The following is a 17,784-nucleotide window of genomic DNA, read 5'->3' on the forward strand; positions in this document are numbered from 1 at the left end:
TCTCGGAACTATTCCATTATGAAAAAAAGAAACACACTCCTGGCGCTGGCGCTGTTTGGCAGCCTGAGCATGGGCAGCCTCGTAAGCTGCAACAGCCAGGAAACTAAAAAAGAAGACACTGCTGCTGTCGCATCCACAGACACTAACATGAAAATCAAAAAAGAACCTTTTGGCACTACAAAAGACGGGCAGGAAGTAAGCCTGTATACACTAACCAACAAAAATGGCGTGCAGGTAAAGATCAGCGACTTTGGCGGCATTATTACCTCGCTTATGGTGCCGGATAAAAGCGGTAACATGGGTGATGTAGTGCTGGGCTTCGACAGCATTTCCGGTTACCAGAGCGATGCTTATGCGAAGAGCGGCCCCTACTTTGGTGCCCTTATCGGCCGCTACGGCAACCGCATTGCCAACGGCAAATTTACGCTTGACGGTCAGGAGTATACACTGGCCAAGAACAATGGCCCGAACAGCCTGCACGGCGGCACCAAAGGTTTTGATAAAGTGATCTGGAATGTGGAGCCGATGGAAGATCAGAATGCCCTGAAGCTGACCTATACCAGCAAGGACATGGAAGAAGGCTACCCTGGCAACCTGCAAACCACCGTGGTGTATACTTTAACGGATGACAACGAGCTGAAGATAGATTATAACGCTACCACCGATAAGGCTACACCGCTGAACCTCACCAACCACAGCTACTTCAACCTATCAGCCGGCAAAGACAACAGCATTCTGGATGATGTGCTGCAAATTAACGCGGATAAGTATACTGAGGTGAACGAGACACTCATCCCAACCGGCAAGTCGCCGGACGTGAAAGGCACGCCGATGGACTTTACGACGCCGCAAACAATCGGCTCCCGTATTGGCCAGGTGCCGGGCGGCTATGATCACAACTATGTGCTGAACGGAGCAGATGGCACCATGAAACTGGCAGCAACCTTATACGACCCGACAAGCGGCCGCTACATGGAAGTTTCTACCACGCAGCCGGGCATTCAGGTATACACCGGCAACTTCCTCGATGGCACCCTGACCGGCAAAGGCGACCAGAAGTATACCAAGAACTACGCCATTGCCCTGGAAACGCAGCACTTCCCTGATTCGCCAAATCAATCCAGCTTCCCTTCTACTATCCTGAAACCAGGCGAGCAATACAAGGAATCCACTGTATATAAGTTCTCAACCAAAGACGAAGCCCCTGCACAAGCACAGGCGCAGTAAGAACAGCCACATATAAGTATAAACAACAAGGCCCCGGCAAGTATAGCCGGGGCCTTGTTGTTTATACTTGTCCCGACTTAAAATCCTGCTGAAGTGGACAGGGCAGCTGTTGCTGATTTCTGCGAGCCTGTGGAGGCAGAGATTCCGCGTAATACTTTGTCACGTATCTGAAGAATCGCGCCTGTTGGCGTCAGTTTTACAAGTATAGTATGGCTTACGTTATGACAAGTATAACAGGAGCGCAAGCCATAGTATACCTGCTACTCTTCATTTAGGCTAAGCAGGTGCATGGATTTTACCAGGTTGATGAACTCGATGCGATAGCCTTCTTTGTCTTCGCCGCGGGCGCCTTCAGCCAGTTGGAGCACCATCGGGAAAGTGGCATCAGCTTTCAGTGCGGAGTTGCGCAGCAGCATGCCACAGGCCGCTACCGCCGCCGAAAACCGGAAGTTGTCAGATGTTTTGTTTGCGGCTATAGCTTGTGCCGCCACGGTGTGGGTAAGCAGTTTGCTTTGGCTTCCGTTCGGGTCTTTGTAGCGCAGTTTCAGCGTCAGGAGCTCATCAGCGGTTGCTGCCGGGTTCAGCTTGCTTTGCTGGTACTTCAGATCATCCACATTGCCGGTATATTTCTCAGCGGTTTTAGAACTTGCCGGTATGATCTCGTACAGAGCCGTTACGGTGTGGCCGGAGCCCATATCACCGGCATCTTTTTTGTCGTCGTTGAAGTCTTTATCAGCCAAAGTGCGGTTCTCATAGCCGATCAGTCGGTATGCTTTTACCTGTGCCGGGTTAAATTCCAATTGCAATTTCACATCTTTGGCAATGGTAAAGAGCGTGCCGCCAAACTCATTGACAAACACCTTTTTCGCCTCCAGAATATTATCGACATACGCATAATTGCCGTTGCCCTTATCGGCCAATTGCTCCATGCGGGCATCCTTTAAATTACCAGTTCCAAAGCCCAGTACCGTCAGCGCCACACCTGATTCACGCTTCTCCTCTATCAGCCGCTGCAGTTCGCTGTCGCTGCTCACGCCTACGTTAAAGTCGCCGTCAGTTGCCAGAATTACGCGGTTGTTACCTTCTTTCCTAAACTGTTCCTGCGCCACTTTATAGGCGAGTTTTATACCTTCGCCTCCCGCCGTAGAGCCGCCGGCAGCCAGGTTATCGATGGCCCGCATGATTTTAGCTTTCTCGCTGCCGGCCGTGGCAGGTAATACCAATCCGGCTGCGCCCGCATACACCACCAGCGCCACTTTGTCCTGCGGCCGTAACTGTTCCACCAGCAGCTTTAATCCTGCTTTTACCAGCGGCAGCTTGTCCGGCGACTCCATCGAGCCCGATACATCCACCAAAAACACCAGGTTCGACGGCGGCAGGTTGTCAGTTGGGATCTCTTTGCCCTTTAGGCCGATGTGCAGCAACTGGTGCGCCTTGTTCCAGGGGCAGGCCGAGAGCTCGGTTGTGACGGAGAACGGCGCATTGCCGGTCGGCTGCGGATAATCGTAATGAAAGTAGTTGATCATCTCCTCCACCCGCACTGCATCAACTGGCGGCTGCTGTCCGTTGTTCAGAAACCGGCGCACATTACTATACGAGGCATTATCTACGTCTATGGAAAAGGTAGACAGCGGCACCTTCCGCGCCTCCTGAAAGGTGTTTTCGTTGATGTAAGCGTAGTTCTCAGTATTGTAATTCCCACTACTTTCCTGGTCATACTGTATAGATGGAGAAGCATACCGTACCGAGTTCTGTGTAGCAACCACACCGGCCACCCTTCCTTGTAAAGCCCCATTCATACGCCCCTCACGTTGTGTTCCATAGCCGGTTACCACCACTTCTTCCAGCGTTTGTATATCCGGTTGCAGCTGCACGTCCACCACCTGCCGCTTGCCCACTTTTACCTCCTGGCGCACATAGCCGATATAGGCGAACACCAGCTTCGCTTTCTCGCCGGGCACCATGATCTTATACTTGCCTTGCTGGTCCGTGACGGTGCCATTTGCTGTTTTGTTGATGGCGACAGCCACACCGGGTAGCGCCTGTCCGGTAGTGGCATCCGTAACCGTACCCGACACCGTTTTGCTTTGTGCCTGCGCCTGCAGCCCCACCAGCAGGAGGAACAGCAGCATGTAGAAAATCTTTTTCATGAGTTTTGTGCGTTGGTTTCTTACAGGATGCCGTAGCTGGTGCTTTTCCATAAGCGCATCTGAAAAAAAATTCTTTTCTTTAGGAAAGTGATTCCGGATGCCGCCCTTTTTTCTAAAGCTATTCTCCAGCACCAAGCCGCCGCCTGACGACGCGGAACTGCTCCGCCTGTACCGGCAGACTGCAGAACTGGTGCATGTAGGCGAGCTGTTTCAGCGACATTCAGAAATGGTATACCTGGTGTGCCTGAAGTATCTGAAGAATGAGGAAGAGAGCAAAGATGCCGCCATGCAGGTATTTGAACTCCTGCCCCAGGCATTGTTGCAGCACGAGATCAGCAATTTTAAGGGCTGGCTGTATGTTACAACTAAAAACCACTGCCTGATGCAACTGCGGGCCAGCAAGGGAAAGCAGCCTGTGCCTTTAGACGCTATTTCGCCGCTGCTTATGGAAAATTACGAGCCGCTGCATCTTACTGAGGCAGCGCAGACCGAAGAAACGGAACAGGCTTTGCAACAGGGGCTACAGGAGTTGCCCCCGGAACAGTGCACGTGTGTGGAGCTGTTTTACCTGCAGCAGAAGAGCTACAAAGAGATTGCCGCCGAAACCGGGTATGACGCCGGCAAGGTGAAAAGTTATATCCAGAACGGCAAACGGAATTTGAAACTATACATGGAGAAGAACCATGCCCCACGTTAAGCAACGCATACTTTGGGACGGAGGCGACCACCCCTCTACGGAACTGCTGCGGCAGTACCATAGCGCCACCGCATCTCCTGCCCTGCAGCACCAGTTGGAGCATCACCTGCTGGACTGCGAACTGTGCACCGACGTGCTGGAAGGCCTCACTCTTGCCGATTTAACCCGTACAAAAGCCGCCATAGCTGCTATTAACCGCCAGGTGGCCGCTCAGGTACAGCAGCGTAAAAAGCAGCAGTTGGTGCCGGTGTGGCAGGTAGCAGCCGCCATACTTTTACTGGTATGCTCGGCAGCAGGCGTGGTATACTATAACTTTAATCAACTGGCGCCTGCACCTGAAACTATGGCTGTAGATGCTAAAATAAAGCAGTCCACGGACCTGTCTGCTCCTGTCATAAGCGCAGCACCAGCTGCTGTATCTAGCACAGATCCTATAAAAACAGATTCCGCCGCACCTCTGGCTGCTGTTACTGCCAAGGTAAAGCCTATTTCGCCTGTTATCAAACCAGATGAAGAGATAATAACGACCCAGGACGAAATTACTGGTGGTAAAGCGTTAGCGGAGATAGCAGAGAGTCATCCGCTAATACAAAATGATCAGATCAGTCCGGATTCAGTGCCTGTTGCTACCTCATCTGCTGATCTGCTTAACCAGCGAAGCTTGGCGGATAAAACTGTACCTGAATCTATTGCTATCTCGCGGACTTTGCAGGGCCGTGTGGCAGGCGTGAGCATTCGCGGCGGCAGGTCTTTGCAGGCTGATGTAGCCGAGGGCAAATATAAAACAATTACGGGCAAGGTGCTGTCGCCGGAGGGAGAGCCGCTGCCGGGGGTAGCGGTGGTGCTGGATGGTACAGCGGCAGGTACTGTCACAGATTCAGCAGGTGCGTATGCCCTGCAGGTGCCTGCAGGCGAGCAAACCTTGCGCTTTAACTACATCGGTTATGTATCGGCAGAAAAGAAGCTGAACCAAAACGCCCGTTCTGCCGATGTGCGCCTGCAACCCGACATCCGGGCATTGGAAGAAGTCGTAGTGACGGGCTACGGCAGCACCCGGCAACAGCAGGAAGTGCCCGTCGTGGTACCTGCAAGGCCTATTATGGGCACCCGCAAGTATAAAAAATACCTGGAACAACACAGGCAGGCTGTGCCGGGAAAAGGCAAAGTGGTTGTGCAGTTTACCGTAGGGACAGATGGCAGGTTGCAGGATTTCCATATACAAAAGAGTCTCTGCCCCGCCTGTGATGCCGAAGCGCTACGCCTGGTAAAAGAAGGCCCTGCCTGGAAAGCCGCCACCTCTAACGACCAGCCCCTGACGCAACAAGCGCAGGTAAGTGTTCATTTTAAATAGCCAGGTATAAATGCTTCGCTTCTACTTCGCGCTGAAGCCCCGGACGCCCGTGCTGCGTAAGAGAAAAAGAAAACGCATGGCAGACCCGATCCCAGCAACATCCTCCCTCCTGAAACCACTCACCATAACCGGCATTGTAGAAGAAGTGCCCGGCGTGAAGACCTTTGTGTTCGGAGGCGATGATGCGAAAGCAATCACGTACAAGCCGGGGCAGTACCTCACATTTGTACACCAGAGCGCCGGGCAGGAGATCAGGCGTTCCTACTCCATTACCTCCACGCCTGTGTTGCAGGAGCCTTTAGCTATTGGAGTAAAACGCGTGGATAACGGCCTTTTTTCACGACGGCTGGTTGATAAAGCGCAAGTAGGCGATAAGCTGCTGACGATTGGTGCCACAGGCCTTTTTACCCTCCCCAACGACATGGACAAGTATAAACAGGTGTTTCTGCTGGCAGCGGGTAGCGGCATCACACCTGTTTACAGCCTCCTTAAAACGCTGCTTTTCGCTTATCCGCAGATCAATGTCGTGCTCCTGTACAGCAATCATTCAGCGCAGCATACCATTTACCGGAAAGAGTTGGAGGAGCTTGCCGGGCTATTTCCGGAGCAGCTCCGGCTGCAGATGCTTTTCAGTGACTCTCCCGACCTGACCCGCGCCCGCTTGTACAAAGACCTGCTACAGTTGCTGGTACGGCAACATACTACGGCAGCTTTCCAGCACACACTGTTTTACCTTTGCGGCCCCACCAATTACATGCGCATGTGCTTTTATGCGCTGCGGCAGGTAGATGTTCCTAATGATAATATCCGCCGCGAGAGCTTCAGCACCACCAAAGTAGCTCCCAACGTGTTGCCGCCTGATACTGCCCCGCACGACGTTATTCTTCGCCTCCGTGGCACCGAGTACCGGCTGCAGGTGCAGTACCCACAGACCATTCTGCAAGCTGCTAAAAAAGCACATATCTCCATTCCCTACAGCTGCGAAGCCGGAAAATGCGGCAGCTGTGCCTCCCGCTGCACGCAAGGCCAGGTATGGCTATCGTACAACGAGGTGCTAACAGAAAAAGACCTGCAAAAAGGCCTCACCCTCACCTGCGTCGGCTATCCGGTTGGCGGCAACGTGGTGTTGGATGTGTTGTAGAAAATTTACGAAGGTGCTTACTGAAATTTTGCTATATTGGATAGAGGGAGTTTTAGGGTCTACTTGCAGCAGCGATAGCAGTTCTATACATAATGCAGATAAGCCGAATAGACTTCCGTTTAGCAGTTAGTTACCTTCCATACTATAAATCTCCATCAATGATGAAGTATATTCTTATGACGCTTTTGGCGATGCTTATCTTTTTAGACTGTCACTCGCAGGACCTGTACCCATTTAGAGAAGCTACTCTTTGGGGTTACAGAGATAACCAAGGGGTAGTGAAAGTCGAACCGCAATTCCAATATGCTTCAAAGTTCAGGTACGGAGTTGCAATAGTTGCTAAAAATGACAGCCTAGGAGCTATAGATAATAATGGAAAAGTGGTCATACCTTATAAATATCAATATCTACAACCCCTAGATTCTTCTGAATTCCTGTTTGGCTACAGGGCTAAATACTTCGGTGAATATTTCATGGGGGTGATGTCCAAAGATGAAAAGGTTAAAGTCCCTGCCGAATACAGGCATATCACAAAATACAACAACACCTACATTGTAACTATAACACAAGATTCAATCATAGGCAAAGGACCAGTTGGGGATGTTCGTACAAGTAAAAGTTTTCACGGACTTGTGGATAGCAACGGCAAGTTTTTGATTCCTTGCGAGTACAGTTATTTGAAGTGGATTAACGACAGCCTACTTGTTGTAACTCAGGGTAGCGCGGGTACAAGCCAAGCACTATTCAACAAAAAAGGTGAACAACTAACTGGCTTTGAGTACATGGTATTTGGGGATTTCATCGAAGGGGTAGCAAAAGCAAGGATTGGCGACAAATTTGGTTTTATTCACCCAAGTGGTAAAGTGGCAATTCCAGTTCATTTTGACTATTGTGAAGATTTTAGCGGCGGCTATGCTCTTATAAAACAACAGGAAAAATGGGGGGCGATAGATAAAAGCGGTAAGGTGGTGGTTAAACCGATTTATAAATACGAAGAAGTGAAGGCTGAACTTAATAGAAAGTACAAAAGGTAACCACAACTTTACGGTAGCTACGCCACCGCAAAGCCAAGTACGTTATATATAATTATGTTAATTATCAAAAAAGAATGAAACTTCGACTTAGGCTTACTCTTCTTGTACTTGGACTATGCTTCAATGCTTTCGCTCAGAATAATAAGACAGAAATACTGATAGTAGGCTCAGACCATTTGAATCAAATCTATAAAGAGGATAACCCGAACACAGATGTTTTAACTCCCAAAAGACAAAAGGAAGTAGAAGAATTCACTTCACTTATCCTTAAATACAAACCAGACATGATTATGGTTGAAAAATTACCTGAACAACAAGCAGAAACAGATAGTTTATTTAACCTGTATTCAAAAGGAACTCTGAATTTCCAAAACATTGAGAATAGGAGAAGTGAAGTGTTTCTTTTAGCTTTTCGCATTGGCAAAGAACTTCAGTTACCAAAGGTTTATTGCGTTGATGCACCCGGGGGGACATCACAGAGCATCTTAGATAATGGAGACAATATAGGACTTTATAAGAACGAAACCCTTGAGCTAAGAAAGATTGTAGGTGAGAAGTATGCGGCGCTTCAAAATGGAAGTTTGTCTTTAAAAGACTACCTCATTTTCCTCAACCAACCTGAAAGCTACAATAAGATTTACCATCTGCGATACATCACGCCAGCGAGAATAACCAACGGAACCTTTAAGAACCCTGATGAAATGATTGACACTGCTTTTGTCAACCCAAGATATATAGGAGCCGAACTGACGTCTGCCTTTAAAAACAGGGATTATAAAATCTATTCTAATATTGTCACCAATCAGATGAGGCAAAAGCCTAAAAGGATTTTACTGATTATAGGGGTGGCGCATATTGGTTCTTTGAAAAACATCCTCAGTGATGACCCTGAATTTGCAGTTATTGATGCGAACAAATACTTGAAAAAATAAAAGCAAATCATTTATCTCTTTACCTCCTTTTGGATTTAACCACTTACTACGACAACCTCTACCAAGCCTCCACCACCAAAATTAAAAAGGAAGGGTGCGAAACGGATAGACTCATCAGCTCCGCCAACGATGAGCGGTTTGGTATTACGCTGTTGCTTCGGCCGCCGCTGGAAGTAAAGAACAGAATACAGCAGTTTCTTAGCGAACTGAAAAGCGTGGATGCCGCGCAGTATTATTACCCGAACACGGACCTGCACATTACGGTGATGTCCATCATCTCCTGCTACAGCGGATTTGAGCTAACGAAAATTTCTGTTCCGGTTTATGTTGAACTTGTTCAGAAAAGTATAGCAGGTATCCCTCCGTTCACCGTCCGGTTCAAAGGTATCACCGCTTCACCCTCATGTGTGATGGTGCAGGGATTTTTACAGAACGAGGCGCTGCATACGTTGCGAAATAACCTAAGGGAGAACTTCCGGGCAGCTGCTGTGGAGCAAACCATCGACAAACGATACGCGCTGCAAACCGCCCACGCTACCGTCGTGCGTTTCCGGAAAGAACTCCAGCAGCAAAAAGAATATTTAGCTATCTTGGATAAGTATAGAAGCTTCGACTTTGGCACTTTTACTGTGCAGGCGCTGGAACTGGTTTACAATGACTGGTACCAAAGGCACGAACATGTAATGTTGTTGCATCGTTTTAAGCTGAAATCAACGTAAAGCATTGCATAGCGACACCTATTCCTCATCTATACCAGAAAAATCTATGGATACGATATCATTTAAACCAACCCTTCTGTTGCTTTCTGCCTTTCTTTTTAGCGGGAGCATGGCATTTGCCCAACAAACTGCACCTGCTAAGCCAGCTGAAAAGACAATGGAACAGAAAGCGCAGGAGTACGACAACTGGACCAAACAGCGCGACGATTGGGCTAACCTGGGCCGCTACCATGAGGCCAATATGCAACTCAAAGCGCCGGCAGCCAACGAAAACCGCGTGGTGTTTATGGGCAATTCCATCACGGATGCCTGGATAAATGCCTCGCCCGAGTTCTTTAAGAACAACAACTACATCGACCGCGGCATCAGTGGGCAAACCACACCGCAAATGCTCATCCGCTTCCGCCCCGATGTGATTGCTTTAAAGCCGAAAGCAGTCGTGATCCTGGCGGGCACCAACGACATTGCCGGCAATACCGGCCCTTCCACCCTGGAGATGATTGAAGACAACCTCGCCTCCATGGCACAGCTCGCCAAAGCAAACGGCATCAAGGTGATCCTCTCATCGGTGCTGCCGGTGTATGATTATCCCTGGAAGCCGGGTCTGCAGCCTGCTGAAAAAATCATTACTCTTAACAACTGGATAAAAGACTACGCCGCTAAAAACGACATGATCTACCTCGACTACTTCCCGGCAATGGCGGATGAAAGGAACGGTATGAAAGCGGCCTATTCTAAGGATGGCGTACACCCGAACAAGGAAGGCTATACGGTTATGGAAGGGCTCGTGAAGAAGGCTATTGCCAAAGCATTGGAACAACGCTAAAACAAATGCGTGAATCCCGTAGGAGGAATGCATACTAAAATAAAAAGCCCGCTGCCTGATCTGCTGATGCAGTAGGCAGCGGGCTTTTTGAATCTCTATACGTTGCTTTTAACGCCCGAAATCGTCCTGCACGCGTACGATATCATCTTCGTCGGATGGCAGTTCAACATCTGTGTGTTGCCAGATTTCGGCTAATACGCCCCATTCTTTCAGACCTACCAGGCGGTGGCGCTCACCTTGTTTCAGCGTGATCAACTCACCTGGTTCCAGTTCTTTCAGATCACCTTCTTCGTCAGTATCGCTGGTTACTACTCCCACTTTCCCCTGCACTACTTTCCATATTTCGGCACGGCGGTGGTGGTACTGCCAGGAGAGACGTTTTTCAGGAGCCACAATCAGAATCTTCGGGCTCAGCTTGCCCGAAATTTTTAGTTGCTCAATAGGCATTCCATCAAAGTATGTATTGGCAAACTGCTGTGCCTGGTCTTCGTTTATCACGAAAAAACCGCCCCATGGGCGTGTCTGGTCCTGCTTGTCGATGGTGAAGCCCTGCACCTGCAGTTTCTGCTCCATTTCGTCAAATAGTTGCTGCTTATCTCGTTCGTTACTCATGTAGTATGAAACTGTTTATAGATTGCTTGTTACGTACTCTTCCTCCTAAAATTGCATATAAATTTTTAAACCACCAGTTTTTGACTGGCAATTACGTGTAGAGGTCCTGCTCGCGACCGTAATCAGACTAACAAAGCCAAAGCACCTGAAGTATAATACATACAAAATAAGCAAACAGTAGCCCTGAGGAGCTGCTTAGTTTTGAGGTTAGGAGCAATACAGGAGAAGAGAAGCAGCAACCAGTCGGCAACTGCACGATTGCAGGATGGTATTCTTAAATCAGATTAGGAAATAATAGATAGGAGGCCAAGCAGCTACCTGCAAGTATAAAAGGTATTCAGGAAATGAGCCACGCAAGGGCCGGTGCGTCGTCTGTGAAGCCGCTGATGCACAGGTTTTGCTGAAGCTGCCTTTCCATGTGCTGTTGTACTGTTGTACTGCCTGGGTCTGCGGCAGCAGAGCATACATACGCCACCCGCTCTATGGTAGAGGCAGACAATGTATGAGAGAAGGTGGCCGTAGCCCACACATTATCGGCTGGCAATATGGAAGACGTTTTGCGATAATCCAGGAGTACATAACGGATACGGTTAGTGAGCACGTATTCGTTCAGCCATAGCATTCCCTGCCGGTACTGTGCACTGCTAACAGGCTTCTGCCAGGCAAACACTGCTACCTTGTGCCAGGAGTTGAAATGCAGGCTAAAAAGCGCTGTCCGGCAGAATAGCTGAAGCGTAACTTGTTCGTTGTCTGAACCTGTCATCATGTTTTTGTTTATTGTCCGGTCTTCCGCTACAGTGCATCAGTACAGGAAAATCGGCACACGGCAGCTAACCAGGAACAGGTATATAAATAGTGTGCCTGATTTTTGCGTTGGCACAGCAGAAGAAACTAATACATTGCATAACAGCATTCTAAGTACTTGCGAAAGCTCTTTTGTGGCTGCAAATTATGCTAGCGCAGCCGCGGCTATACTTCTGGCTCCCGGAAATGGAAAGTATTTGCTCAAAAAGGGAAAAAAGGGCGCTGCTCCTGTCGCGCTGCTTTGGTCAGCTGCCGCCAAGGAGTGGCTCTCACGAGTAAAGGATATGCAGGCGCTGTTTTGAGGTTAGCCATTTTATACCAGCACTTTATTTATAGTCAGCCACCACTTTAAAGCAAAATTGGTCAGGAATTTGAAATACAACTTATAACTTAAAGTATAGCCCAGTAAGGGTATGGAAGAAGCAAAGGAAAAGCTGGCCTGTCAGGTAGATACTGCCAGGCAGTTGTTGCATAGCAAATGGCAGTGCCCTGCCAGCAGCGCCGTTTACCAGGAAGAAATGTTACGCCTGTATAGTATTATTCAAGCACAGCAGGTCTCGTTCTGGCTCTACGATGCGTCGTTGCTGAATACGCGTGAACTAACGGATCACAAATGGGTTTCAGAGTACCTGGCTTTTCTGCTGTCACAATGCTCCCTCAGGCAGGTAGCCATCGTGTACGCCCACAAAGCACAGGTACAACACAATTCTCCCATACGTGATAGGGTATATCGTATTTTCGGGAGAAAGGTACCCATAGAACTATTTGTTACAGAACAGGAGGCACTGACGTGGCTTTTCCCATCACTTAATGCTGTGCAACTGCCGGAAGTACAGGCGTTCTAAACCAGGCGCTGCACTATAAAAAAGCCCGGCAACAGGATTTAGGTCTGTTGCCGGGCGCATGTATATTGTGTAAAAATGCCGTATTATGCGAGTTGTTTACTGTAATTCCTGATAAAGCCGTTTGGTTCTCACACTTAATGTAAACCAGCCGTAGTTGCTTCGTAGCATATGCAGATTATCTCCCTCAATGATACCATTCACGCTCTTGCTTGTCAGCGCCTCTGCTAACACAGGATCCTTGATAAGAATATTATTCCTCACAAGTCCTTCCTGCACAAAAGAGCACTCCACTCCTTTTTCATGATACTTCAGCAATAATGTGTTGCTGTTTAGTAATCCTTCCTGAATTTTTTCTAGCTCCATCATAGTCCTTATTTACTGCTTACTAAACAGACATTTTCAGCCCTACTATAGTTCAATTTAATAGAAGATTAATTTAATATATATTATCTATATTAGAAGAATTAAATTTGAGAACGAGCTACAATCGCTATGTAGCACATCTTATTTAATTTTTCATATTAATTAAACTTGAAGTATAAAGCGACTACTTCACTATTGCTTTATTAAGCAGATGGATGCAGGACTTGTGAGACTTACAACATTGGCGATGTAGCGCTACACGCCAATGTCCTCATTCCAAAGGGTAGGTTGCTCCCGGATGAATTGTTGCATCAGCTCATAACAGTCCTGGTTGTCGGCTACAGTTACCGCTACGCCTCTCGATCTGAGCAGTTCTTCTTCTCCCATAAAGGTTCTATTTTCGCCAATGACTACCCGTGGTATGCCATACAACAAGATGGTGCCGGAGCACATCGGACATGGCGACAGCGTGGTATAGAGCGTGCATTGCTGGTATACCGCAGCGGGTTGGCGGCCAGCATTTTCCAGGGCATCCATTTCACCATGTAAAACTACGCTTCCCTCCTGCACCCGTTTATTGTGTCCCCTACCAAGTATACGCCCCTCATATACCAGCACCGATCCAATTGGAATTCCGCCTTTGGCATAGCCTTTTTGTGCCTCTTCTAAGGCCGCCTGTAAAAATTCGTCTTTATTTTCCATACGCTTAAAATTGTTTATCATTTTATTAGTGGTGCTATACGCATTGCCGGTTTAGGCGGCTGTTATTACCAAAACTGCGCCGATGCAGACCAGCGTCGGCTCAGGCGGTAATTTTCATATGTGAATTAGTTAGTTTAACTTGGTAGCAACGACTCCCGTTTACAAAGTTATAACTAAACACACAATGCCTATAGTAGATAAAGCAAGTGACGAAGACCTCAGGTCGCTCGTTTACAAGTATGAATATGTGATAGTAAAGTTTGTGGACGAGAAATGCCCGGTGTGTAAAAAACTAGCTCCCTTCTACAAAGCTTTAGCAGAGGATATAGCTTACAAAGGTGTACTGTTTCTGCGGATGAATGCCTCTGAAAATCCAGTGTCGCGTAATGAGGTGCGCCTGACAGGAACACCCTTCATCGCCATTTACCGGAAAGGAATGCTGCAGGAGTGTGGACTTGTAAAAACTGCTGAAGAGCTGAAAGGCTTGCTGGATAAACTACTCATTCCCAGGGCTTAATTTAAAATTAGCTGAACAGTACCAGGTCAGCAAGCTTGTTCCGTTAGTAGCTCAACAGCATTATTCCCGCGTACGATCACACCGCCTTTCACCTCCGCTTCAGAGTTCGTGCTGTTTTTCTGATTGCCACAACCTGATCGCTCAAAACAAACTTAGCTTTTATACTCCGCTCCAGTAATTCTATGGCCTTTGCCTGTGCTCAGGCGAGTAACATCTATAGGTATAGGTACTTTTTTCCTAGACCGGAATGTCTTTGCCAGGCGGCAACTGGGGCTGAATAAATATCTGCTTGAAAAGCGGATGATCCTGCTGTATCTTTTTTCTAATCCTGTTTACAGCATCCGCCACATCGGTGCTTTGCAGCTGATCATGAAAAGTGATAAGCAGCACCACGATTATTTCTTCCGGCGCCAGGTGCATCGATGGGGCGTGCACTACCTTCTGCACTGCATCATCGGCTTCTGCTAAAGCAACGACGGCCTTCAGTTGCTCCGTATCAGCGCTTTCGCCCATCAGCAGGCTCCGGCTCTCGCGGGCAAGCAACAGGGATACCCCAATGAGCAACAGCCCGATAATGATAGAGGCGACTCCATCGAGATAAGGGTTGTGGAGCACCTGCCCAAGAAAAATGCCCATAAAAGCGACAAACAAGCCAATCACGTCAGCGGCGTCTTCAAACAAAACCACAAACGTAGAAGGATCTTTGCTGCGGTTTACTGCTTCCCAAAAGGGTTGGTCGCCCCGCTGCCGGTTAAACTCTTTGATGGCGGTGATAAAAGAGATACCATCAAACACCATCGCAACGCCAAGTACACAATAATTCCAGAAGGGCTGCTCGATGGGCTCAGGTTCCAGCAGGTGCAGAATGCCTTCGTAGAGCGAAATACCACCTCCTACAGCAAAGATCAGCAACGACACGATAAAGGCCCAGAAGTATAACTCCTTGCCATAGCCAAACGGCCGGACCGCATCAGCTGGCTTCTGGCTCCGGCTTATGCCCAATAGCAACAGCACTTCATTGCCTGTATCTACCAGGGAGTGAATCCCCTCCGAAATCATGGCAGAGCTCCCCGTGATGAACGCTGCAATAAATTTGGTAATGGCAATCGCCAGGTTTGCAAACAATGCTGTATAAATCGGAACTTTAGACGCCGCCATGAGAACAGTTTAAATAGAGTTATCTTAAACGCCTAAGCCGCGCGCATTGTTAACTTTTGAGCCTCCGCTATAGCAGCACCGCAGTATTTATCAAACGGCTAATTTTCTTTAGAAGCAGTGTGCCTGTTAGTTATAGCTGCTTAGAACAGCAACAGCATGAGCGAAGCTTCCAGCCACAGTTGCCTAACTGGCGTAAACTACAACAAGCCATAACAGAAGCTATAATATGAAAGACGATCAACAACAACTTAGGGAACACCTGACAGCACTGCTGCGGGGCGGCCAGTCGTTCCGGCCGATGGAGGAAATTGTGCAGGGTATAACGCTGGCAGATGCCGGACGTAAGCCAGAGAAACTGCCGTATACCTTGTGGCAATTACTTGAACACCTGCGCATAGCACAATGGGACATTCTGGAGTTTAGCCGTAATCCGGAGCATCAGTCACCAGCATGGCCCGATGAGTACTGGCCTGATGCCGAAGCTCCTGCCAACCAGCAGGCGCTGAACCGCACCTTAGATGCTTTGGCTGACGAGTTGGAAGAGATGATCCAGCTAGTGCAGGACCCGAAGAATGATCTGTATGCCCCCATTACACATGGCGACGGCCAGACCCTGTTGCGCGAGGCCCAGGTATTAGCGCAGCACAATGCCTACCATTTGGGCGAAATAATAGTGGTGCGCAGGTTACTGGGCGAATGGACTTAAAGGCAGGTATCCGAAGCTTAGCAGAGATGTTAATCCTCCCGTAGCCATGCCAGGGCACTTACTTCGTCGGCAAAGCTTTTATACGGAATATCGATCTGCACTTGCTTTTCTACTTTTGCAGTAGCCCTTTCTACTTTCTTCTCTCTGCTCATGTCTAACGTCTGCAGGCGGGCCACTTTCATCAGGCGGGTAGAGAGCAGGTTGCGGCTAAAGTCCAGCATCAAATCAGCATACTCCTCTTCGGGCAACTCCACTACCCTGCTTCTGGCATCGATCAGGAGTTTTTTGATATCGTAGTGCTTCAGGGTATCGATCAGTTTCTGAAGGGCGTATCCTATTTCGGAACGGGTAAAGCCGGTCATATCGGGCCAGCAGACGGTTAAAATATCGGTTGCTACTTCATAATTCAGTTCAATTAACCCGTCTTTGTGCAGTAGCATAGTAAGTATGAATAAGCTATTTTGGTTTAGTGCCTAAAGGTAGCACGAAAAGCCGGGCAAAATAAGGGGTTTACCCTGTAAATACCCGAACTAAGCCGGATGTTTTGCAACTTAAAACAGCACCTGAAAGCGTTTAAAGCCAACTTTTAAAAAATTTTCCTATTTTTTTTCAAAAAACGAACATTTTCTTTCGCCCAAACGTCTATAGGTGTATAAAAATCAATATCATGAATAAAGGAAAAGTAAAATTCTTTAATGACGCCAAAGGCTTCGGTTTTATTAAAGACGACGAATCAAACCAGGAGTACTTCGTACACGTAACCGGTCTGATAGACGAAATCAGAGAAAATGACGACGTAACCTTTGAACTCAAAGAAGGGAAAAGAGGACTGAATGCAGTTAATGTAAAACGCATCTGATTTACATATACAAGTCACTTACAAAAAGCCTTACACATTGATGTGTAAGGCTTTTTGTTTATAGCCACTTTATACTTGCTGCCTGCCAAAGCGGGCTTAACTAGCGGCTGTAGCGTTTGTTTATATCTACGGCAGATAGCTCTACCAGCAGGCCCGCTACTTGCCGGGCAGCAGCTTCCAGAAATGCTTTCCCTTTTTCAGCAGTAGCGGCCTGGGGGTTGCCAATACCAGTATCTTCCGATACCATCGACCACTTTCGCTCAGACCAGGCCCACCCTTCGCGGATCCCTTGGATCACTGACTTCTTTTCGCTTCCTGCACCGGCTTCCTCCAGCGGCAATACCAGTTCTGGTGTCAGATGCAGCAGCAGGCTTGTCTCCATTTCGTCGGCATGGTCTCCGCCGGCCTCAAAGTACAGCATTTTATCCACGGCCTGAAACCAGGTGCAGCTTACCAGAAACATATCCGGGAAGCGGAGCCCCAGTTCCCGCAGCATCGGTTTAAAATCGTTGCCACCGTGGCTGTTCAGTACCAGGAGTTTCCTGATCTGCTGCCGGTTAAGCACTTCCACAATATCGCTCAGAATGGCTAGTTGGGTGCTCGGGTTCAGGTTTATATCCAGCTTGATGTCGGCTTGCCCGGTATTTACACCAAAAGGGATGGTCGGGAGCACCATGACTTTAGCTCCTTCTTCCCAGGCAATTTTGCCGGCTGCCGCGGCAATCGCATCGGCTTCAATATTGTCGGTGCCATAAGGCATGTGGTAGTTGTGGGCTTCGGTTGCGCCCCAAGGCAAAACAACAACTTCCACTTGCTGCTCTTTTACAGCTTTCCAATTTGTTTCAGCAAGTATGTAAGGTCTCATGTGCAGCTATTTGTTTTTTTATAAGTAAGGTTAAGCTTATAAAGTATAAAAGTAATTTATTTTAGCCAAGTTTCCCTTCAAAATATCGAATAAGCTTTCCTAAGGGAAATATAACTTTATCGCAATACTACCATAGCACACAATATTTTAAACATAATAACCAGCACGCCGTTAAGGTAATAACAAAAGAAACACAGGTATTTTTGCCACTTCGGACTACGCACAACCTTATTTGCATAGCACCCTTCCTTAAACAATTATAGTACTTTGCTGTTA

The 17,784-nt window shown here is 48.0% G+C and carries 20 protein-coding genes; 12 read left to right on the forward strand and 8 right to left on the reverse strand.

From position 1 onward, the window contains the following. Positions 1–18 precede the first annotated feature (18 nt). Positions 19–1,227, forward strand: coding sequence for an aldose epimerase family protein (locus ABDW72_RS12125; protein ID WP_347158831.1), 1,209 nt, complete (start codon positions 19–21; stop codon positions 1,225–1,227). 260 nt (positions 1,228–1,487) lie between these two features. On the opposite strand, the gene ABDW72_RS12130 is transcribed toward ABDW72_RS12125, so the two are convergent. Beyond that, complete coding sequence (locus ABDW72_RS12130) at positions 1,488–3,377, reverse strand: vWA domain-containing protein (protein ID WP_347158832.1); 1,890 nt, start codon at positions 3,375–3,377, stop codon at positions 1,488–1,490. Between the two features lie 97 nt (positions 3,378–3,474). On the opposite strand from ABDW72_RS12130, the gene ABDW72_RS12135 reads away from it, so the two are divergent. From ABDW72_RS12135 to ABDW72_RS12165, 7 genes are all read left to right on the forward strand, one after another. Then, a complete protein-coding gene (locus ABDW72_RS12135; RefSeq protein ID WP_347158833.1) occupies positions 3,475–4,074 on the forward strand; it encodes an RNA polymerase sigma factor in 600 nt (199 codons plus the stop codon). After that, entirely contained in the window at positions 4,061–5,425 is a 1,365-nt protein-coding gene (locus tag ABDW72_RS12140) for a carboxypeptidase-like regulatory domain-containing protein (protein WP_347158834.1), read from the forward strand. The genes ABDW72_RS12135 and ABDW72_RS12140 overlap by 14 nt, the downstream gene beginning before the upstream one ends. Before the next feature lie 76 nt (positions 5,426–5,501). Beyond that, positions 5,502–6,566 carry a 2Fe-2S iron-sulfur cluster-binding protein gene (locus ABDW72_RS12145; protein ID WP_347158835.1) on the forward strand — a complete coding sequence of 355 codons (1,065 nt, stop codon included), beginning with the start codon at positions 5,502–5,504 and terminating at the stop codon, positions 6,564–6,566. 158 nt (positions 6,567–6,724) lie between these two features. Next, entirely contained in the window at positions 6,725–7,600 is an 876-nt protein-coding gene (locus tag ABDW72_RS12150) for a WG repeat-containing protein (protein ID WP_347158836.1), read from the forward strand. Positions 7,601–7,674: 74 nt separating this feature from the next. Further along, positions 7,675–8,532 (forward strand): DUF5694 domain-containing protein, encoded by an 858-nt coding sequence (locus ABDW72_RS12155; RefSeq protein ID WP_347158837.1) that lies wholly within the window; start codon positions 7,675–7,677, stop codon positions 8,530–8,532. A 29-nt stretch (positions 8,533–8,561) separates the two neighbouring features. Next, positions 8,562–9,251, forward strand: coding sequence for a 2'-5' RNA ligase family protein (locus tag ABDW72_RS12160; protein ID WP_347158838.1), 690 nt, complete (start codon positions 8,562–8,564; stop codon positions 9,249–9,251). 157 nt (positions 9,252–9,408) lie between these two features. Further along, complete coding sequence (locus ABDW72_RS12165; protein ID WP_347158839.1) at positions 9,409–10,077, forward strand: SGNH/GDSL hydrolase family protein; 669 nt, start codon at positions 9,409–9,411, stop codon at positions 10,075–10,077. 108 nt (positions 10,078–10,185) lie between these two features. Here the strand turns inward: ABDW72_RS12165 and ABDW72_RS12170 are convergent, their stop codons facing one another. Together ABDW72_RS12170 and ABDW72_RS12175 are read right to left on the reverse strand one after the other, a co-directional pair. After that, positions 10,186–10,689 (reverse strand): cupin domain-containing protein, encoded by a 504-nt coding sequence (locus ABDW72_RS12170; RefSeq protein WP_347158840.1) that lies wholly within the window; start codon positions 10,687–10,689, stop codon positions 10,186–10,188. Between the two features lie 337 nt (positions 10,690–11,026). After that, positions 11,027–11,455, reverse strand: a complete 429-nt coding sequence (locus ABDW72_RS12175) for a hypothetical protein (RefSeq protein ID WP_347158841.1) — start codon at positions 11,453–11,455, stop codon at positions 11,027–11,029. Between the two features lie 451 nt (positions 11,456–11,906). Between ABDW72_RS12175 and ABDW72_RS12180 the strand changes: the two genes are divergently transcribed. Continuing rightward, a complete protein-coding gene (locus ABDW72_RS12180) occupies positions 11,907–12,338 on the forward strand; it encodes a hypothetical protein (protein ID WP_347158842.1) in 432 nt (143 codons plus the stop codon). Positions 12,339–12,434: 96 nt separating this feature from the next. Here ABDW72_RS12180 and ABDW72_RS12185 read toward each other — a convergent pair whose 3' ends face one another. Together ABDW72_RS12185 and ABDW72_RS12190 are read right to left on the reverse strand one after the other, a co-directional pair. Further along, entirely contained in the window at positions 12,435–12,704 is a 270-nt protein-coding gene (locus ABDW72_RS12185; protein ID WP_347158843.1) for a hypothetical protein, read from the reverse strand. A gap of 252 nt (positions 12,705–12,956) precedes the next feature. Then, the gene (locus ABDW72_RS12190) at positions 12,957–13,403 is read right to left on the reverse strand and encodes a nucleoside deaminase (protein ID WP_347158844.1); all 447 of its coding nucleotides are present in this window, start codon (positions 13,401–13,403) and stop codon (positions 12,957–12,959) included. 184 nt (positions 13,404–13,587) lie between these two features. On the opposite strand from ABDW72_RS12190, the gene ABDW72_RS12195 reads away from it, so the two are divergent. After that, positions 13,588–13,920: a thioredoxin family protein gene (locus ABDW72_RS12195; RefSeq protein ID WP_347158845.1), complete on the forward strand. Its 333-nt coding sequence runs from the start codon at positions 13,588–13,590 to the stop codon at positions 13,918–13,920. A gap of 237 nt (positions 13,921–14,157) precedes the next feature. Here the strand turns inward: ABDW72_RS12195 and ABDW72_RS12200 are convergent, their stop codons facing one another. After that, positions 14,158–15,078 (reverse strand): cation diffusion facilitator family transporter, encoded by a 921-nt coding sequence (locus tag ABDW72_RS12200; protein WP_347158846.1) that lies wholly within the window; start codon positions 15,076–15,078, stop codon positions 14,158–14,160. A gap of 226 nt (positions 15,079–15,304) precedes the next feature. Between ABDW72_RS12200 and ABDW72_RS12205 the strand changes: the two genes are divergently transcribed. Continuing rightward, positions 15,305–15,784, forward strand: a complete 480-nt coding sequence (locus tag ABDW72_RS12205) for a DinB family protein (protein ID WP_347158847.1) — start codon at positions 15,305–15,307, stop codon at positions 15,782–15,784. A gap of 29 nt (positions 15,785–15,813) precedes the next feature. On the opposite strand, the gene ABDW72_RS12210 is transcribed toward ABDW72_RS12205, so the two are convergent. Then, the gene (locus ABDW72_RS12210) at positions 15,814–16,224 is read right to left on the reverse strand and encodes a hypothetical protein (protein WP_347158848.1); all 411 of its coding nucleotides are present in this window, start codon (positions 16,222–16,224) and stop codon (positions 15,814–15,816) included. Positions 16,225–16,451: 227 nt separating this feature from the next. Between ABDW72_RS12210 and ABDW72_RS12215 the strand changes: the two genes are divergently transcribed. After that, positions 16,452–16,643: a cold-shock protein gene (locus ABDW72_RS12215; RefSeq protein ID WP_347158849.1), complete on the forward strand. Its 192-nt coding sequence runs from the start codon at positions 16,452–16,454 to the stop codon at positions 16,641–16,643. A 100-nt stretch (positions 16,644–16,743) separates the two neighbouring features. Here ABDW72_RS12215 and ABDW72_RS12220 read toward each other — a convergent pair whose 3' ends face one another. Continuing rightward, positions 16,744–17,508 (reverse strand): creatininase family protein, encoded by a 765-nt coding sequence (locus ABDW72_RS12220; protein WP_347158850.1) that lies wholly within the window; start codon positions 17,506–17,508, stop codon positions 16,744–16,746. Between the last annotated feature and the right edge of the window lie 276 nt (positions 17,509–17,784).

Source organism: Pontibacter chitinilyticus (genome assembly GCF_039748935.1).
GTDB lineage: Bacteria > Bacteroidota > Bacteroidia > Cytophagales > Hymenobacteraceae > Pontibacter > Pontibacter chitinilyticus.

Excerpts from the sequence above, each read along its gene's own strand:
- ABDW72_RS12125 (WP_347158831.1), top strand. The coding sequence starts at position 19 with ATGAAAAAAAGAAACACACTCCTGGCGCTGGCGCTGTTTGGCAGCCTG.
- ABDW72_RS12130 (WP_347158832.1), bottom strand. The coding sequence starts at position 3,377 with ATGAAAAAGATTTTCTACATGCTGCTGTTCCTCCTGCTGGTGGGGCTG.
- ABDW72_RS12135 (WP_347158833.1), top strand. The coding sequence starts at position 3,475 with ATGCCGCCCTTTTTTCTAAAGCTATTCTCCAGCACCAAGCCGCCGCCT.
- ABDW72_RS12140 (WP_347158834.1), top strand. The coding sequence starts at position 4,061 with ATGCCCCACGTTAAGCAACGCATACTTTGGGACGGAGGCGACCACCCC.
- ABDW72_RS12145 (WP_347158835.1), top strand. The coding sequence starts at position 5,502 with ATGGCAGACCCGATCCCAGCAACATCCTCCCTCCTGAAACCACTCACC.
- ABDW72_RS12150 (WP_347158836.1), top strand. The coding sequence starts at position 6,725 with ATGATGAAGTATATTCTTATGACGCTTTTGGCGATGCTTATCTTTTTA.
- ABDW72_RS12155 (WP_347158837.1), top strand. The coding sequence starts at position 7,675 with ATGAAACTTCGACTTAGGCTTACTCTTCTTGTACTTGGACTATGCTTC.
- ABDW72_RS12165 (WP_347158839.1), top strand. The coding sequence starts at position 9,409 with ATGGAACAGAAAGCGCAGGAGTACGACAACTGGACCAAACAGCGCGAC.
- ABDW72_RS12170 (WP_347158840.1), bottom strand. The coding sequence starts at position 10,689 with ATGAGTAACGAACGAGATAAGCAGCAACTATTTGACGAAATGGAGCAG.
- ABDW72_RS12175 (WP_347158841.1), bottom strand. The coding sequence starts at position 11,455 with ATGATGACAGGTTCAGACAACGAACAAGTTACGCTTCAGCTATTCTGC.
- ABDW72_RS12180 (WP_347158842.1), top strand. The coding sequence starts at position 11,907 with ATGGAAGAAGCAAAGGAAAAGCTGGCCTGTCAGGTAGATACTGCCAGG.
- ABDW72_RS12185 (WP_347158843.1), bottom strand. The coding sequence starts at position 12,704 with ATGATGGAGCTAGAAAAAATTCAGGAAGGATTACTAAACAGCAACACA.
- ABDW72_RS12190 (WP_347158844.1), bottom strand. The coding sequence starts at position 13,403 with ATGGAAAATAAAGACGAATTTTTACAGGCGGCCTTAGAAGAGGCACAA.
- ABDW72_RS12195 (WP_347158845.1), top strand. The coding sequence starts at position 13,588 with ATGCCTATAGTAGATAAAGCAAGTGACGAAGACCTCAGGTCGCTCGTT.
- ABDW72_RS12200 (WP_347158846.1), bottom strand. The coding sequence starts at position 15,078 with ATGGCGGCGTCTAAAGTTCCGATTTATACAGCATTGTTTGCAAACCTG.
- ABDW72_RS12205 (WP_347158847.1), top strand. The coding sequence starts at position 15,305 with ATGAAAGACGATCAACAACAACTTAGGGAACACCTGACAGCACTGCTG.
- ABDW72_RS12210 (WP_347158848.1), bottom strand. The coding sequence starts at position 16,224 with ATGCTACTGCACAAAGACGGGTTAATTGAACTGAATTATGAAGTAGCA.
- ABDW72_RS12215 (WP_347158849.1), top strand. The coding sequence starts at position 16,452 with ATGAATAAAGGAAAAGTAAAATTCTTTAATGACGCCAAAGGCTTCGGT.
- ABDW72_RS12220 (WP_347158850.1), bottom strand. The coding sequence starts at position 17,508 with ATGAGACCTTACATACTTGCTGAAACAAATTGGAAAGCTGTAAAAGAG.